General features: G+C 68.7%; 13 protein-coding genes. 1 reads left to right on the top strand and 12 read right to left on the bottom strand.

The genetic code is table 11. The features are described from left to right. Positions 1 to 980 precede the first annotated feature (980 nt). Genes IEZ24_RS18100 through IEZ24_RS18115 form a run of 4 tightly spaced genes read right to left on the bottom strand, consistent with a single transcriptional unit; the run spans position 981 to position 7,836 of the window. The gene (locus tag IEZ24_RS18100) at positions 981 to 1,910 is read right to left on the bottom strand and encodes a PGN_0703 family putative restriction endonuclease (protein WP_165356156.1); all 930 of its coding nucleotides are present in this window, start codon (positions 1,908 to 1,910) and stop codon (positions 981 to 983) included. Beyond that, complete coding sequence (locus tag IEZ24_RS18105) at positions 1,901 to 5,410, bottom strand: TM0106 family RecB-like putative nuclease (protein WP_129456292.1); 3,510 nt, start codon at positions 5,408 to 5,410, stop codon at positions 1,901 to 1,903. The genes IEZ24_RS18100 and IEZ24_RS18105 overlap by 10 nt, the downstream gene beginning before the upstream one ends. A gap of 33 nt (positions 5,411 to 5,443) precedes the next feature. Next, entirely contained in the window at positions 5,444 to 6,904 is a 1,461-nt protein-coding gene (locus IEZ24_RS18110) for an ADP-ribosylglycohydrolase family protein (RefSeq protein WP_129456291.1), read from the bottom strand. Further along, positions 6,904 to 7,836, bottom strand: coding sequence for a TY-Chap domain-containing protein (locus tag IEZ24_RS18115; RefSeq protein ID WP_129456290.1), 933 nt, complete (start codon positions 7,834 to 7,836; stop codon positions 6,904 to 6,906). The genes IEZ24_RS18110 and IEZ24_RS18115 overlap by 1 nt, the downstream gene beginning before the upstream one ends. A 168-nt stretch (positions 7,837 to 8,004) precedes the next feature. Here IEZ24_RS18115 and IEZ24_RS18120 point away from each other — a divergent pair, with 168 nt between their 5' ends. Further along, complete coding sequence (locus IEZ24_RS18120; protein ID WP_224745533.1) at positions 8,005 to 8,592, top strand: NUDIX hydrolase; 588 nt, start codon at positions 8,005 to 8,007, stop codon at positions 8,590 to 8,592. On the opposite strand, the gene IEZ24_RS18125 is transcribed toward IEZ24_RS18120, so the two are convergent. From IEZ24_RS18125 to IEZ24_RS18160, 8 genes are all read right to left on the bottom strand, one after another. Then, positions 8,574 to 10,112: an SIR2 family protein gene (locus IEZ24_RS18125; RefSeq protein ID WP_129456288.1), complete on the bottom strand. Its 1,539-nt coding sequence runs from the start codon at positions 10,110 to 10,112 to the stop codon at positions 8,574 to 8,576. The genes IEZ24_RS18120 and IEZ24_RS18125 overlap by 19 nt on opposite strands. 61 nt (positions 10,113 to 10,173) lie before the next feature. Next, positions 10,174 to 11,181: a helix-turn-helix transcriptional regulator gene (locus IEZ24_RS18130; protein ID WP_129456287.1), complete on the bottom strand. Its 1,008-nt coding sequence runs from the start codon at positions 11,179 to 11,181 to the stop codon at positions 10,174 to 10,176. Further along, entirely contained in the window at positions 11,181 to 12,056 is an 876-nt protein-coding gene (locus IEZ24_RS18135) for a WYL domain-containing protein (protein ID WP_165356155.1), read from the bottom strand. Before IEZ24_RS18135 ends, IEZ24_RS18130 begins: the two co-directional genes overlap by 1 nt. A 110-nt stretch (positions 12,057 to 12,166) precedes the next feature. Continuing rightward, a complete protein-coding gene (locus IEZ24_RS18140) occupies positions 12,167 to 12,340 on the bottom strand; it encodes a hypothetical protein (protein ID WP_165356154.1) in 174 nt (57 codons plus the stop codon). Positions 12,341 to 12,384: 44 nt separating this feature from the next. After that, positions 12,385 to 13,692, bottom strand: coding sequence for a vWA domain-containing protein (locus IEZ24_RS18145; RefSeq protein ID WP_129456285.1), 1,308 nt, complete (start codon positions 13,690 to 13,692; stop codon positions 12,385 to 12,387). A gap of 28 nt (positions 13,693 to 13,720) precedes the next feature. Then, positions 13,721 to 14,617, bottom strand: a complete 897-nt coding sequence (locus tag IEZ24_RS18150; protein WP_129456284.1) for a ribonuclease HI — start codon at positions 14,615 to 14,617, stop codon at positions 13,721 to 13,723. A gap of 98 nt (positions 14,618 to 14,715) precedes the next feature. Further along, a complete protein-coding gene (locus IEZ24_RS18155) occupies positions 14,716 to 15,012 on the bottom strand; it encodes a hypothetical protein (protein WP_129456283.1) in 297 nt (98 codons plus the stop codon). After that, positions 15,005 to 15,697, bottom strand: coding sequence for a hypothetical protein (locus tag IEZ24_RS18160; protein ID WP_129456282.1), 693 nt, complete (start codon positions 15,695 to 15,697; stop codon positions 15,005 to 15,007). Before IEZ24_RS18160 ends, IEZ24_RS18155 begins: the two co-directional genes overlap by 8 nt. Between the last annotated feature and the right edge of the window lie 59 nt (positions 15,698 to 15,756).

A 15,756-nucleotide genomic window follows, 5' to 3' on the forward strand; every position in this document is an offset into this window, starting at 1 on the left:
GAGTCCTTGTAGACCCGGATCACGTCCTCACGAAACTCCTTGGGGAACGCCTTCGGCATGGTGCACATCCTTCCAGCGCCGACACATCGACGCAGATTCAGATGTCACCTATCCGTGCAGCAGTCCCAGTCCTGCCTCCCTGAGCGTCTGGGTCTCATGCAGAAGACTGGCCTCAGCTTCCGTCCTAGGCCAAGGGTCTCCAGCCGGCCAGATGCTTCCTAGGTGCTCGGCCCACAACAACTTGTCGCGGAGCCAGGCCCGAGACGGCAGAGCCGTCGGATAGTTCACGACTATCCCGTCCAACAAGCCGTGTCTTCGAGTCGGTCCGTCAGCCATACCTCTCCTGTGTCTGTAGCGCAGCGCGGCGCGGCGCCATTCAACATCAGGACGAGCTCGCGGGAGGCTGAAACGAGTCAATCGGACGGTGCCATGGTCACCGCCCGCTGATCGCTGCTCGGGCGTGTCCTCACCTCGAACCGGCGCACGCTTGTCGAACCAGCTGCGCACGTCCTCGGACGGACGGAACGGCGCTGATGCTCGTCGACGCCGACGCGAGCCCAGGATCGATCTCGGCATCACCAGTGGTTGATGCTCAGGTCTCTGGTCCCTCCGAGCGTGGGCCCGTCGCTGGAGCACGTGAGGGTGACGGCCTGGCGGGACCATCACCTCCGGGTTGGGCACTTGCCGCAAAGGGCGCGGAGTCGCCGCTGCGCCTCGTCGTCGTTAGGCTCGTCCAACAACAGCTCGGCCACCGCAACATGCACAGCGTTTTGAGAACGCCGAGGGCAACGCGTCAGGTCGATCAGCGCGAACTCGGCCGGGACTCGCCTGGTGTGCGGCCCGTTCGAGGGGTCGGGTCGGGCCAGAACCGGACCAGTTCCTCGAAATGCCTCCCGAGGCGTGCAGCCTCGCGATTCTCGAGTCGAGTGCGCGGCGGATCGTAGAGCTCTCCTACTGCGAGAAGGTGCATTGGCGCGCTCTCAGAAGAGATACCTGTCGCGGAACTTCTGCTCGGTGTCGGGCTCGTGGAGGACGTGGGCGTCGAGAATCGCTTCCAAGGTGACGTGGCTGAAGGTAGAGGCGTCCTGCAGCGCATCCGTGTAGCGCTCGGCCAGTCGGGCGAAGGAGGTGTTGCCCTTCGGATAGACGAGGACATAGGTCCCCGACGTCCAGGGTCGTTCCTCGTCCTGCAGCATCGCGAGCAGCAGGAGGTGGTCGCGCCACACCTGCTGCAGCTCGGTGCCGAGGATGCGATCCTCCCAATCTGACTTGAACACCTGAGAGTCCTCGACGATCTGCCGGTAGCGCGGCAGTCGCGTGACTGCGTTTGGTACAGCCTCGGCGACGGCGTGCTCGTGGTACTTCGTCTCGATCCCGATGACGGTCCGCGACGCGCCTCCCGGCTCGCCGAAGAACAGCGCGACGTCGAACGCCGTGCCGTCCCCGGTGTAGCGGGCGTCGTGACGGCCTGGGGACCACTCGAACTCGAAGGCCTGCCCCTCCCCCGCCACGTTCCACAGGGCCTTGCCGGCGGCGGTGAGACGCTCAGGATCGTCGTGCAGCTCGCCGAACAGGTTGAAGCACATCGGCATCGAGGAGAGGAGGTGGTTGAGAAGCCTGGACTCTTGAAGCTGCTGCGACGTCTGTCGCTGATCCTCATGCAACCTGTGCTTGACGGCTTCGACGATTCGCGGGGAGAGGAAGTTGGCGTAGGCATCGCCATTCTCCTCCATGAGGACGGAGCCGTTCTTGTTCCCGGGCGGGTGTTCCCCGAAGCCAAGACCCTGCTGGACTCGCCACGTGGCCTGACGGCGCCGGGCTTCCCGCTTGAACGCCGTCATCTCCGGATCCCCGGGCGCGCTATCCCACTCCGGCTTCAGGGGCCCCAGCAGTTCTGCACTCAACTCCATGGCTCGACCGTACGGCTTCGGAGGTCCGCCTGGTCGCAGCTTCGATCCTTTGCCGAGGACCGCTCGCCGCACAAACCGATGAACGCACCCAGCTCCAGCAACCCGTCGACACTCGACGGCATGTAGGCCGTGAGCGATGCCGACCGAATGACGATCGCCTTCCACTGGGCCCTCGAGACCGCAACGTTGACACGGTTGCGGCTGAGCAGGAAGCCCATCCCACGGGGCACGTCACCAGGAGAGGAGGCCGTCATCGAGACGATCGCGATGGGTGCCTCCTGACCTTGGAACTTGTCGACCGTGCCGACCCGCACATCCCCCAGTCCCGCCTCCTTCAGGCGGGCCCGGATCAGGGTGACCTGCGCGTTGTAGGGCGCCACCACCACGAAGTCGCACTGGTCGAGCGGCCGCGGCGCGGACGCATCGTCCGGATCGTCCCAGCGAGCGCCGAGGTGGGCTCGTACCTGCGCGACCACCTCGGCAGCCTCCTCGGAAGACGCCGTCTGGTTCCCTGCGTGCGGAACCGTCACGACCTCCAGTCCCGGCGGGACGCTTTCGAGGGAGCGCTGTGACGCGGGCGCCGCAGCGCGCAGTCGTCCCTCGTAGGACAGCACCGAGACGCGCCCACACAGGGCCGGGTGCATCCGGTAGGACTCGGCGAGGAAGTAGCCCCGGTCCTCGGGCAGTGTGCGGTGTCCATCCAGGAGCCACCCGAGGGCTGAGGTGTCGACCGGCTCGGCGTGGGTCCCCTGACTCACCTGGGGCAGTTGTTGAGGGTCTCCCAGCAGAAGGAGTCGCCGGGCAGCGACCGAGACCGCAATGGTCGGGGCGAGGGAGAACTGCCCGGCCTCGTCGATGACCAAGAGGTCGAGGCTCTCCCGAGGAACCGTGTTGTCGTTGGCGAAGTCCCAGGCCGTTCCCCCGATGACGCAGCCCGCCGCGACGTGCTCGTCGAGGAACTTCGGCACGTTCTTCAGGCTGGTCCAGGCCGGGTCGGCCTTCTCGACCTTTGCCTTGCCGACCAGCGTCGGGTCGAGGCCCGCCTTGACGATGCCGTCGAGCATGTTCTCCACGACGGCGTGCGACTGTGCCACGACGCCGATCCGCCAGCCGTGCTGCTCGACCAAGCACTTGATCACCCGGGAGCCGGCGTACGTCTTGCCGGTGCCGGGCGGCCCTTGGACCGCGACGTAGGAGTCGTTCATGCCGGCCAGAGCCTCGACGAGGTTGGCGATGGTCGCTTCGTGACGCGGAAGCGGGCGCCCACCGCGAAGCCGCGGTGCACGTCGCGCCAGGATGTCCATTGCGGCAGAGCTCGGCGGCGCACCCGCGGTGACGACGTCCTGACCGACCTCCTTGATGGCGTCCTCGAGCTTGCCGACGTGAGGCGGGCTGCCGGGCAGTAACGCCACCGGGAGAGCGGCGAAGGCGTCCTCCGGCTTGCGACTCTCGGTCAGCAACACCACCCTCGTGTCCGCGTCGTCGGGCCTTACTTCGGCGCTGTCGCAGGCACCGTACGGCGCGCGCTCGGGGCCGTGCGACTTCGGCGGTGCTGGTTGCGGATACGCGACCTTGGCGCCCAAGCCGTTCTTGCTGCCTGGGGTCCACTCACCCACCAGGCGCACGACCCGGCGAGCATTCTTGGCCTTGCCTTCGGGTACCTGCCAGTCGGAGACCACCTCGGCCGACTCGACCACGAACACGTCACGGGCGCCGGCCCAGTCGTCGAGCGGGTGCGTCAGGCGCTCGAAGTGCTCCCACCAGAACTGCTTGTTCTCGCGCCGGAAGTAGTCGAGGGACGTCGCGAGCATCGCGCACGCCTGCTCGGGAGCAGTGCGCTCAGTGCGCACCTCGGGTCCGGACAGCTCCATCAGGCCGAGGAACACCGGGTCCTTCACTGTCAGTTCTTCACCCTCGACCACGTTGGTGCGCGGCACGATCAGGTGCCGGACGCCCACGTCCTCGGCGCGTGCCAGCAGCCAGTCGCGAAGACGCAGGGTCGAGAGGCAGTCGTACTCGTTGTAGTCGGCCAGGGCTGCCAGCCGCTTCGTTGCCGCGGGCGGGTCTTCGCTCCGCCACGTGCGGAACTCGTGGTACGCCACGACCGAGGCGCCTCCGTCGGAGACGGCGTCGTCGTCGTCGGAGCGCAGCTCGTCGCCCATGTAGAGCGGCTCGAGCTTCTTGATGCTGTACGAGGGGGCCGAGACTCGGACCGACGCTCGGACCGTGGCGTAGAGGTCGACGAACACCTCGGAACGCAGGAGGTCGTCGAGCTCCTTCTCGCACGTCTGGTAGCGCATCGCGAGGCGCTTCAAGGCTGTCGTCTCGTACGGCGCATAGTGATAGATGTGCATGTCGGGGTGGTCTGCCCGACGCTTGGCCACCAACTCCATGAAGGTCACGAACGCCTCTCGTTCCTCCGCCCAGTCGTGGGCCCAGATCGGCATGTAGTCGTCGTCGGTACCGAGCACGCCCCAGAGGTACTCCAGCCCCACGCGCGAGGGGTCTCCCTCGTCGTAGAGCGGATCGCCCTCGAAGTCGAAGAAGAGGTCACCAGCCGACGGTGCCGGCAGTCGGGGGAGGGCCTCCGCCGCGCCGTCGAGCAGCTCGAACACGACGGGCGCTCCCTCACCTGCGTGTCGGTGGCTCCACTGGATGGCGGCCTGCGAGCGAAGCTTCTCGAAAGTGGCCTTGGCCAGGTCGGCAGGTCCGGACCCAGCGCCGGCGAGGTCGCCCATCGTCAGGATGCCCGCAGCCCTCAGCTTGCGACGCTGGTCCATGCGCAGGCCGGCCACCAGCACGAGGTCGTCGGCCTTCTCGGCCGCGTCACGACACTCGGCGCACCCGCCACAGGCGAGGACGCCGTCCGCCCTCCACTCGACCGGCTGACCCCCGGCGCGGTGGGCGCCGAGGAGATGGCGCAGCCGCTCCCGTCGTTCGGAGAAGACCGGCAGCACGTCGCTGAGATGGAACTCCACGCGTTCGCCGTTGCCCAGCAGCAGTGCAACCCTGGAAGAGACGGGCAATCCCAGCGTGCGCATCTGCTCGGCGTAGGCACCCAGCTGCAGCAAGGCCTGAGGCTTGGCCTGACGCGCGAGCTTGGCGTCGCAGACGCACCACCCGTCGTCGGCTCGCTCGACGAAGTCGGCGTAGCCGAAGAACTCCCCGTCCGAGAAGGCGGCCTGGTAGACGACCGGGGCGTCGGAGAGGAGAGCCTCGAGAGTGTCGTCCCTCGCAGCCTGCAGCTTGGCCGCAGTGTGCGATCCCAGGACACGAGGCATCTGGACGACGTCGCCAGATGCCACGTACTCCGCGAGCAAGCGTTCCTCGTGCACGTCACCCAGCGCGGCGATGTGCCGCATCAGCGGATCCTCGGGCGTTTGGAGCGCGGCAGCCCAGCCGAGCTTGTGGTCCAACGTGCGCAGGACGGCGTACTCGCAGGTGGCGGCTGCGGTCAGGTCGGAGGCACTCCAGTGGAGGGCTCCGTCGACGATGAACATCCTTGTCTCTCCTCCTCCAGCCGGTTCCGCAATTCAATCCCGGACGGCACTGTCCGCGAGGCGCTTCAGCGCATCTCGGAATCCCCGGTTCGGTCGCGCTGCCGGCAGCGCCCCACACACCGCCGGCAGCGCGTCTTCCAGCTCCACGCCTCGCAGCATGGAGTAGACGATGGCGACCGTGGGCGTGCGCGAGTGCGCGGCGACGCAGTGGAGCAGCACGGTCTTGCCCTCGTCGCGCAGGTCGGCGACGAGCCGCGCAGCGTCCATCAGGACGAAGTCGAGGTTCGGGTTCTGCTCCGGCTCGGCCTGGTCCATCAGCCGGAAGTTGATGTGCTCCACGCCGGCAGGCACTTGGGTCCGACCGGTCAGGCAGAGGCTGACGACGACATCGACCTCGTCGGGAACCTCGTCCAGCGCGGTGGCGCCGGAGATGAGCACACCGTCGTCGTACGGGTGCGTGGCCAGCGCGGGCAGGCCGTACTGCAGGCGCGTGTAGTCGATGTGGTCGACCAGCGGCCAGCCGTACTTGCCCGCGGAGCCGCGGTGGGCGGTGAGGTACGCGAGCTGCTCGAGGTCGTGGACCCGCAGTCCGGGCCATCCGTGCAGCACGCGACGCCAGGCGGCGGGGACGGCACTCATCCCCCACCGAGCGCCGAGCAGGGCGCCGGCGATCGCGGCCACGGTGTCGGTGTCGTGGCCGATCCGGATCGCGGTGGCGAGCGAGTCGCCCAGGTGACCGCAGGCCGGGCCGTCGTCCGGCACGGGCGTGTGGATGATCGCCGACCACGCCGCCTGCAGGGCGCCCACGGCCCAGCCGTTGCGCGCGAACGACGACGGCGGCTTGGTCTCCGCCTCGAGCAGCAGCTCGCGCCACTCGCCCTCGTTGGGCACCCACGGGGCGATGTCGTCGTACGTCGGGAGCTCGCCGGTCAGCACCGCGTGGCGGATCATCAGGCACCAGACCGCGCACGCCTCCCGGGCGATGTCCTGGTGGTGGGTGAGGGCGCTGACCGCCATGGCGGCCCCGACGAGGCCTGCGGGGTCGTCGAGGTAGGCGAGGGCGACCGGGCCGGTGCGCATCAGGGAGCCGTTGCCGGCACTGCGTCCGGAGCGCTCGTGCACGACTCGCGCGGCCTCGGCCATCTCGGCCCCCGTCGGGTTGCGACCGGCGCGACTGAGGACGGCGGAGGTCTGGATCCCGACGTCGGCGGGACCACCGGCGTACCAGTCGGCGATGCCTTGGGCGATCTGCGTCAGCGCCTCGGGCGTGCGGAGGTCGACGCCGGTGGCGGCGACCCGCGCGATGGCGACCGCCTGGGAGGTGTCGTCGGTCCACTCGCCGGGGGCGAAACCACCGAGGCCGCCCCCGACCATCGCGGGGACGAGGTCTGGCCCCACGTGGCCGAACTCGTAGCCGGCACCGAGGGCGTCCCCGGCCGCGGAGGCGATGAGCACGCCGCAGGCGCGGTCGACCTGGGCGGAGGTCAGGTTCATCACGCCACCCGCCCGCCGACGCGCAGAGCCAGGTCGTTGCGCGTGACCGTCATCGTGGCGAGGAAGACGTCGACCATCGCGTCGAGGTGACCGGGGACGAAGGGCAGCGCGGGGATGACGATGTGCTGCCACACCGCGCGCTCCTGCATCGACCACTTCACCAGCGGGTGGTCGCGGTTCAGGATCCCGATCTCCACCGCAGCGGCTCGGCGGGAGTGGACTGCGTGCACGACCCGAGCGAAGATCTCGACCGCGGGCATGTCCTCGCGGGCCCGCACCCACACCGGCTGGTCCAGGTGGGTGAGCACGACGTCGCCGTCGTCGTCGACCGTGGGCTCCTCGTCGAGCTTGACATGCAGCGTCATCCGGATCATCGCCAGGAGGTCCTCGCGGTCTTCGGGTTGCAGAACCATCGGCTCGGAGGGCTGCTCGACCGGCACGTCCTCGCTCGCGCTCAACCCGAGCTCGGTTGCCCCGCCGGCGTTGCGCCCCCAGGCGCGGTACGTCAGGAGCTGTGGGTGGGCGACGCCGAAGGCCAGGCGCAGCGCGGCCACCACCAGGGCGGCGATGTTCTTGGCGTCCGCGACCGGGCGCTCGACGTACCAGTTCGGCTCGCCCTCCTCGTTGCCGCTCCACCCCATCGAGACCAGTGACTCGCACCACTCGTCAGACAGGACGTACGCCGGCCCGAGGTAGGCGTTGCCGCTGAGCTCGGCGCGCACCATGCCTGGGCCGAAGCCTGCGAACTGCGCGTAGGGGCGGGTCTCGCCGTCGTCGCCGTCGGGCAGCTCGACGATGAGGTGGTCGCTCTCGTCGCGCATCCGCGACAGCTGCGCGGTCAGTCCGGTGGCCAGGTCGTTCCAGGCCTTGAGGAGCTCGTGGTCGGAGTTCTCGGTGTGGGCGGTCCCGCCGCCTTGGTGCCGGTCGTTCATGGCATCCCCCTTTAGCACTCTGTTGTCTCTAAACATTAACACGCGCAACGCGCTAATGTCTGCCGTGTGGCTGACCTCGACTCGTTCCCACGTCCCGGCGTCACTGTCGATGTCGCTGTGCTGACCGTAGGCGGACCCTCCGAAACAAACCCCCAGCTGCGGGTGCTGGTGCAGGACCGACGAGAGCCCAGCGGCCGCTCACTGCCCGGCGGATTCATCCGGGAGCGGTGGACGGTCGATCGGACCGTCGACGACGTCCTGCGCCGCAAGGTCGGCATCGAGCCCTCGGACCGCAACCGGCCCCGGCTGCTGCGGCTCTTCGACGACCCCGACCGCGACGACCGCAGCTGGGTGATCTCAGCCGCGCACTCCCTGTCCCTTCCCGAGACCGAGCTGCTTGACGCCACCGGCGACCTGGTGCCGGTCGGAGCTGACGGCCGCCTCCGCGGCGAGCCCCGGCTCCTCTTCGACCACGACGAGATCGTGTCGTCGGCGGTCGAGGCCCTGCGGGAGCGCTACGAGATCCGCTACCGCTACGTCGACATCCATCCCGACCCCGACGGCTTCCTGCCGGAGCCCTTCACCCTGCGACAGCTGCGCAAGGTGCACGAGGCTGTCGTCGGCGCCGAGCTGCACAAGGACAACTTCAACCGACGGATGAGGGAGTACGTCGAGCCGTTGACTCGCAACGGGAAGGTCGTCGTGTCGGATGGGCTCCGGGGGCGGCCGGCGACGCTCTATCGAAAATCGCGCTGACCTTCGACGCGAGGGGCCCTGATGAGGTCACCGGAGGACGCACCGAGCTCCTCGAGCCGCTGCACCAAGGGCGTCCACTTGTCACCCGGGCTGTGGGGAATGCGCTGATAGAGGTCGCGGACCTCCGCCGCCAGACGTCGGTCTTCGTCGCGATCCAGGAGTCCCTCGAAACGCTGGTCGAGGAGCCAGGAGGAGTCACGTGCTGCATGGTCGGCGACGCGGTCGAGGAAGAGCTCCTGTGCCCGACGCCCGGGCACCCCTGACTCCGCTTCGAGCTTCACCCAGTCCAGCTGACCGGCCCAAAGTGACGCTCGGATGTCGTCCCCATCCGTGTCCAGGACGGTGCCGAAGGTGCCGTGCGCCCCCTGCTGGTGCTCATCGCGATAGGCCTGCACCTCATGGGCCAGACGGATGACGTTGTCGTCCGTCATCGACACGCCCACGGCGAGCAGTCGCTTGGTGAGGAGAAGTGACTGCAGCACCGCCGCGGACGGGCGGTTCGCCGCGTCGTACCTCACCATGTGCCGGCGAGTGAGGACGATCTGCCTGACGTGCTCGACGTCGCCGTGAAGCTTGAGGATCCACCTGGCGGCACCGTGAGCGGAGTTCCACGGCATGACCGCCTTGATCTCGCGGTCGGTCGCCCTGACCGCCTGCTCGTAGAGCGTGTCGTAGTTGGTGGTGACGACCTCATGGCAATCGAGACTGGCCAGCAGTGCGTGCAACAAGGAGGGGTGGTGGACGCCGGTCACCGTTTCCGCCACTCGCTTCTGGAAGCGCGTCTTGTCATGGCGTTCGATGAGCTCTGCGCGATCGATCGCGTTCGGGAGTCGAGTCGGGTCAGGGTAAGTGATGCCCGCGTCGCGCTCGAGCTGCTCGAGCAGCCCGTGCCACGAGGGAAGGCCCGCCGCAGCTGAAACTCCGGCGCCCATGAGGACGGCGAGCTGGCCACTGCGTGCTGCTGTACCCAGCTCACGGGCAAGCGTCTCCAGACGAGGTGGGAGCTTGACGGTCAGGCGACGTCGTGCGTACTGCGCGGCTGCGAACACGGCCGGGTCCGGACTGACGAGTACGACGTCGAGCCTGAGCTCGCGGGCCGCACGGGTCAGCCCTTCGACCAGCATGCGCAGTACTGAGCCGCGATCGCCTCCAAAGCCGCCACGGCCGATGCCGATGACGGGCACAGCGACCAGCGGGAGTGTTCCGGGCCCCCGCTTCGGCGGATAGGCGTCACGCCGGAGCTCGATCCTCTGCAGCGCCCCGATGATCCGATCGAGCACATCCTCGTATCGATCCAGGCCGTTGCCGATGCTGACGGCCCACACTCGGTCAGGCGCGGGCTTGATCCGGCCGTACCCCCGCTCCTTCCACTGCAGCGGCAGTGGCGGTCGTCCGCCCACCAGCGGTGTCCAGATGGAGTTGAAGTCGTATGCCTGGTCCACAGGAACCAAGGCCGCGTCGTGGATCACCGACTCGATCCGCCCGTGGACGATGAAGAGGTGGCCTTCATGCTCGCTCATGTCGGCGAGTATGCCGCTCAATGGAGTCGCGCTCTGTGGATTCAGTGACCGCGGAGCACCGTTAGTGGGGTCGCCAACCGGGTCTCCCGGCCGCCTCGTGATGTGCCAGCAGCTCGTCGACGAGCGTCATCGCCCCCGGCAGGACCGAGCCCGGCGCTATGACCCGGGTCGAGGGCCCACTCGCCAGCATGATCAGGCCCACCCGCTCCCCGACCGGAGCCAGCATCTCAAGGTCGGCAGTGAAGGTCTCCTCGTCCTCCGCCACGACGGTCACACCCTCGGCGTGCTGACGTGCGGCCCATCGGGCGTCCTGCGCCAGCTGCATCCGAACCGTGGTCGTCGCGCGCTGCTTCGTCAGCAGCGATTCGACACCGGAGGGAGGCTCGAACCCCTCGTCCAACACCTCGACGGCCCTCACGTTGGAGAGCAGGAAGGTCCGCAGGTTGCCCTCGGGCCCGACCGGCCCGGCGTCGACCTCCCAGCCACGACGCGTCTGAACCAGGCGCAGCGGCTCGATGACCCGGTCGGTCACGCCCGGACGCCAGGCGCGGGAGTAGACGATCCGAACCTTGCGCCTCTGCTCCTGCGCGTCCTGGAGGTCGCGGACATGGCGGGCCCAGTCACCGACGTACGGCGTCGCGGCGGGCTCGCCGTACATCGTCTCGGCGATGACGGCGAGCGCCGCGGCGAGATCGGCATCGTCCGGGTCGACCTCGAGCAGTGCCGTACCGGCGGTGTAGAGCGTGGCGAGATCACCGGCGGAGAGGTGCTCTGCGCCGAGTCCGGGGGTGGCATCCGGCACGACGCGCACGACGGTGCGTCCGGCCCCGTCCGTCACATGGTCAGGCTCGGGCTGCACGAACTCCAGGGCGGGCTTGCGGAAGATGTCGAACGTCCAGCCCCACGACTCCAGGTCGAGGTAGGTGACGAGGTCCTCGCGCATGGTCTCGACGCCGACGCCGAACTGGGCGGCAAGCTCGCTCAGGGGCAACCCGTCGGGATAGGCGCCAAGGACGTTGAGCACCTCGGGAAGGCGGGCGATGCGCTCGAGGAACTTGGGCACGGCCATCACAGACCCGCCATATCGCGCAGCTCGACGACCAGCTCGTCGTACACATCGGCGCCCTGGGTGATCGTGACCCGCGGGCCGAGGACGTAGAGGCGGGCGCGGAAGGCGTGCCGATGAGTGACGGTGTAGGTCAGGTCGACTGCGTCGTCGCGCTCGACCTGGGTGTCGGGCTCGTTGAGCCATCGGATGACGTCGGGCACGAAGTCGCGGGTCGTACGCAGCGTGACCTCCGTCGGCGCGTCGACCTCCCACCGGAGCGGGTGCAGAGGGATGCGCCTCGCTGACGGCACCTCGGCACCAGTACCAGGAGTCTCCAGCGCGATGTCGCTCATCTCGCTGACCACGAAGTGCTTCACGAGGTCGGACCCGTCCTCGACGCCGCTGAGGTACCACTTGTAGTTCTGGAAGCGCACCGTCCCGGGGTGCACCAGCCGCGACGTGCCCTTGTAGGTGAACCTGATCCGGCTCCGCAGCTGCACGGACTGGAAGGCGAGCGAGAGCTTGTCGCCCTTCGGCTTCCGGATCACGATGCTGCCGATCCCCTCGGGGACCGCGGCGGGGCGGACACCGAGACGCTTGGCGAGGTCGGACCGTTCGGCCAGGAGCACAGCACGCTGAAGCGCGGCTCGCTGGGGTGCCGTGAGCTTGACCTGGAGCCGGTTGTCGCCGCTCACCATCCGGTAGCGCCCCGGCGCGCCGGCGGGCGCCACGTTGTCGATCTGCCAGCCCTGCTTCTTCAGGTTCTTCAGGTCAACGCCGAGCTGGTCCTCGGGTGCCTTGTCGCCATAGCCAGCGACGGAGATCAGCCGCTCGGCCGTTGCCCCCACGACGCCGGCATCGTCAAGGACCGCGAGGATGCGAGCGAGACGCTGCATCGCAATGACCGCACTTCGACCTGGTGGCATGGGCGTCTCCCCCGCTCGGCTGCCTGTAGGCCGTCCATCGTGCCCCGAATCGGCGGAGCGCGGGGTGGAAACAGGACTGCTCAGCAGTCGTCGCAGACTGGGTGCTGGAGCCGCTCGGCCACCGTGGCCGCGTGGGCGTCGGTGCTCACGAGGTGCGGGCATTCGGGCCGGTGGACCCAGGTGCTCGTGGCGGTGCGGAAGTAGGCCCTTGGTGACTCGCCGGCGGTCCGGAACTCGTTGATCGTCTCGCTCACGGGAGCAGACTCCGCCCAGGGTCCGAGACAATCGGCTCCCGACGTCACCGATCTCCCCCGTCCGGGCGCGGGCGGCGGCCACGCTTGCGGTTCATCTGGTGGTAGGAGTCGCGGGAGATCTTCGACATCATCGGCGCACCGCTCGGGCCGCTGACGTCACCGAGTCGCTCCATGCGGACGACGTCGTCGAGCTCGAGCTGGATCTCGGGCTTCAGAGCCTCGGGCGCGACCTCCAGGGAGCGCGTCAGCCGCTGCTTGGTCTCGCCGATGAGTCGCTGACCCACGTCGAACATGCCGTGCTCGAAGGCCTCCGACGCCTGCCGCTTGACGTCCTGCGCCTCCTGGAAGAGGACCTCGGACGCCACGGTCGGGTGCGCCACCCGCCCGGCAGCCTCGTCGCCGGGCACCACGTTGACGGTGATGGGCAGCGACACGACCTGCTCGACCAGGCGCGGCAGCTCGACGTACGCCAGCTCGAGGGTGGCGACCCGGGCGAGGCCGAGCTCGCGGAGCGCAGGGACCTTGAGCTTGAGCAGCACCTTGCGGGCCTCCTCGGAGTAGAGGTCGCCGAGCTCGATCATGACTTGACCGTCGCCGATCTGCTGCGCGGGCAGGTCGTTGTAGAGCCGCAGGAACTCCACGGCGGGCTCGAACCGCACCGTCAGCGACAGCGCCTGGACCACCTTGTTGAGCAGGCCGTCGACCTCACCCGCGATGGCTGCACCGGCCGCGTCGGGGTCTTCGGCGAAGACGTGGTTGCCCGACCCGGCGCGAGCGATCGCTGCGAGCAGCGTCTCGTCGTACCCACGTCCGTAGCCGAGCGTGGAGGTGACGATGCTGTCTGCGTACGCCTTGGATGTGACCGACGCGAACTCGTCGGCGTCCCGGATGCCGGCGTTCACATGACCGTCCGAGATGACCAGGACCGTGCCGCTGCCGCGCTTGTCGCCCTCGGTGGGGATGACGCGCCGAACCTCGCGCAGGCCGCGGTGATAGCCGGCCGACAGGTCGGTCGTGCCGCCAGCGTGGACCGTCTGGATCCGGTCGATCACTGCGTCCTTGTCTGTCAGGGGGCCTGCGGGCACGACGACCTGGGCAGAGTCGTCGAAGGTGACCAGCCCGAAGTTGTCGGTCGGGTCGAGCCGGCGGACCAGCGCGACGAGCGCTCGCTTCGCTCCCTCGAGCGGCGCGCCACGCATGGAGCCGGAACGGTCGAGGACGACCTGCAGCGAGGCCTGCGGTCGGGCGGCGTCCGCGACGGCGGCGGGAGCCTCGAGCTCGAGGAGCACAGCGACCTCGTCCTCGGCCTCGTGGGCCACGACGTTGACGTCGAGCAGTGCGTTGATCTTCATGGGATCCTCCAGGGGATCGTCGGGAAGCTCAGGCCGCGTCGGCGGACTGAGTGGTCTGGTGTGCGGTGGTGAAGGCATCGGCGATCTCGCGGGCCCGTTGGGGGACGTCGGCGGCGGTGAACCCCCAGGTGCCCTCGGCGGCGCGGCGGGCGAGCTTGGCCAAGGAGTCGGCTCCCTCGTTGAGCGGGTCGCCGGCGTGGCCGCGCACCCAGCCGATGTCGACACGGGGAGCCTCCTTGCGGACCTGCTCCTGCATCCACAGCAGCCCGCCGGGCGCGACGGCGGTGTGGTGGGTCGCGACGTACCCGTCGGGGAGTCTGTGTCCGCCGACGGCCCACTCCTCCACGAGGGAGACCGCAGCCCGGCAGTCGGTGCGAATCACCAGATGGTGCTGCGGCAGCGCTGAGATGGCCTCAGAGATCGCGCGGAGCTCGGCGAGCACGGGGTGCCTGCGCCTGGCGCACTGCCTGACGGACGGCGTCTCGGTGCCGTGCCCGTGCCGTCCGTCCTCGGCGAGCCACCCCCAGCCGATACGACCTCGCGTCGCGGAACCGTCGGTGGCAACGGTGAGTGAGCCGGTCGGCGGGGCCACGACGGGCTGCGCCGGGTGGAACGCCCGCATCGCGGCGGCGCGGAGGGGGGCGTCAGCGTCGGTGCAGGGCACGAGACTGACACCGCTGAAGTGGACCTCGACCTCGACGACGAACGACCACAGCCGAGCCGTCGGCGGCAGCGAGACGACGACGTACGCCGGGACCCGAGTCCGCAACGCGGGGTAGGCAGCCGCCAGTGCACACAGCACGGCGTCCTCCCGACCTTGCGCCCGGACGGTCCCGGTGGACCCGAAGCACTCCCCCATGAGGCTCCAGGCCCACCGGCCCGACGCGAAGTCGGGCTTGAGTGACAGTGCGATCCGCTCGGCCATCTCGTCTCCTCCTTCATCGGCGTCGGGAGACGTACTGTGCGGCAGGGGTCCGAATCATTGGCCCCTCGCGGATGTGCAGCCGTCGACCAGCCAGTCGATCAGCGAGGGAGCGGCGGCTCGCAGCACTGTGCAGGTCGCAGCGCCAGCCGTCTGATGTCGTCGGGAGAGCGAACGACGCGATTGCCCAGCCTGGCGCCCGACGCGCCCTCCCAGTCAGCACTAACCATGTAGCAGTCAGGCTGGTGGTAGACGCCGGTCCCGGGGATGATCTCGATGTAGTGCCCGGCCGGCGCGTCCTGGGCCACGCCACCCCTGCGATAGCCCGGGGCGGGCGGATGACAGATCGCGCAGTTGCTCACCTCGTGCAGATCGCACGGCTCGAGCGACTCAGTCATCGCCCTGCTCCTTGCCTGATTGCCCGCTCTCCTCGGCCATCGCCATGAAGCGAGGAAACGTCTCGGCAAGTCGGTCCAACGTCGTAGGGGACCTCAGCTCGACGTCGGTCGCGTGCTCGCTGTCGAGTGTCTCGGCTCCGTCGGAGACGCTCTTGGTCTCGATCGGCTGGGCCAGCGTCGCGTAGTCCTCCCCGACGCCCAGCAGGACACGCAGCGGCACTCCTGCTCCGAACCAGCGCAATGGATAGTCGTTCTCGCCGACAAGGCGTGATCCGTCGACCGGGCGCCAGTCCGTACCTAGTGCGGAAACGAACGTGCCCAGATCGACGTCGAAGAACTCCGCGAGCGCCCGAGCGGTGGAACCTTGGTCCCACTCCTCCTCGCTGTACTCCTCGGTCGGCAGCTCGGCTGCGGCCAAGCGGTGCACCAGCCGTTGGCTCAGCTCTTCGATCAATTCGTGAAACGCCAGCAGGTCGGTCGACATCGGCACTTCGAGGGAAACATGGCCGATGTACTCGTTGCCGATATCCCCGACCAAGCCGTCTTCTGAGGGGTACCAGTTCCACCCCACCTCACCCACCTCGACCACGTGCTCCTCGATGTAGTCGCCCAGCTCGTCGAGGTCCTCGCAGTCGAGTGCGAGCAGTAGGTCGTCCAGTCCGTCGATCGGTCCGTCGTCAGGCATGGGCCCCATGATGCTCCGGCCGCTTCCGTTGCGAAGCCCCCGCCCTGGACCATTCGCAC

Source organism: Nocardioides ganghwensis, from assembly GCF_014779655.1.
In the GTDB taxonomy this organism is placed as follows: domain Bacteria; phylum Actinomycetota; class Actinomycetes; order Propionibacteriales; family Nocardioidaceae; genus Nocardioides; species Nocardioides ganghwensis.

What these genes read in the sequence shown, in the direction of transcription:
- IEZ24_RS18100 (WP_165356156.1), bottom strand. Translation starts at nt 1,910, where the DNA reads ATGGAGTTGAGTGCAGAACTGCTGGGGCCCCTGAAGCCGGAGTGGGAT.
- IEZ24_RS18105 (WP_129456292.1), bottom strand. Translation starts at nt 5,410, where the DNA reads ATGTTCATCGTCGACGGAGCCCTCCACTGGAGTGCCTCCGACCTGACC.
- IEZ24_RS18110 (WP_129456291.1), bottom strand. Translation starts at nt 6,904, where the DNA reads ATGAACCTGACCTCCGCCCAGGTCGACCGCGCCTGCGGCGTGCTCATC.
- IEZ24_RS18115 (WP_129456290.1), bottom strand. Translation starts at nt 7,836, where the DNA reads ATGAACGACCGGCACCAAGGCGGCGGGACCGCCCACACCGAGAACTCC.
- IEZ24_RS18125 (WP_129456288.1), bottom strand. Translation starts at nt 10,112, where the DNA reads ATGAGCGAGCATGAAGGCCACCTCTTCATCGTCCACGGGCGGATCGAG.
- IEZ24_RS18130 (WP_129456287.1), bottom strand. Translation starts at nt 11,181, where the DNA reads ATGGCCGTGCCCAAGTTCCTCGAGCGCATCGCCCGCCTTCCCGAGGTG.
- IEZ24_RS18135 (WP_165356155.1), bottom strand. Translation starts at nt 12,056, where the DNA reads ATGCAGCGTCTCGCTCGCATCCTCGCGGTCCTTGACGATGCCGGCGTC.
- IEZ24_RS18145 (WP_129456285.1), bottom strand. Translation starts at nt 13,692, where the DNA reads ATGAAGATCAACGCACTGCTCGACGTCAACGTCGTGGCCCACGAGGCC.
- IEZ24_RS18150 (WP_129456284.1), bottom strand. Translation starts at nt 14,617, where the DNA reads ATGGCCGAGCGGATCGCACTGTCACTCAAGCCCGACTTCGCGTCGGGC.
- IEZ24_RS18155 (WP_129456283.1), bottom strand. Translation starts at nt 15,012, where the DNA reads ATGACTGAGTCGCTCGAGCCGTGCGATCTGCACGAGGTGAGCAACTGC.
- IEZ24_RS18160 (WP_129456282.1), bottom strand. Translation starts at nt 15,697, where the DNA reads ATGCCTGACGACGGACCGATCGACGGACTGGACGACCTACTGCTCGCA.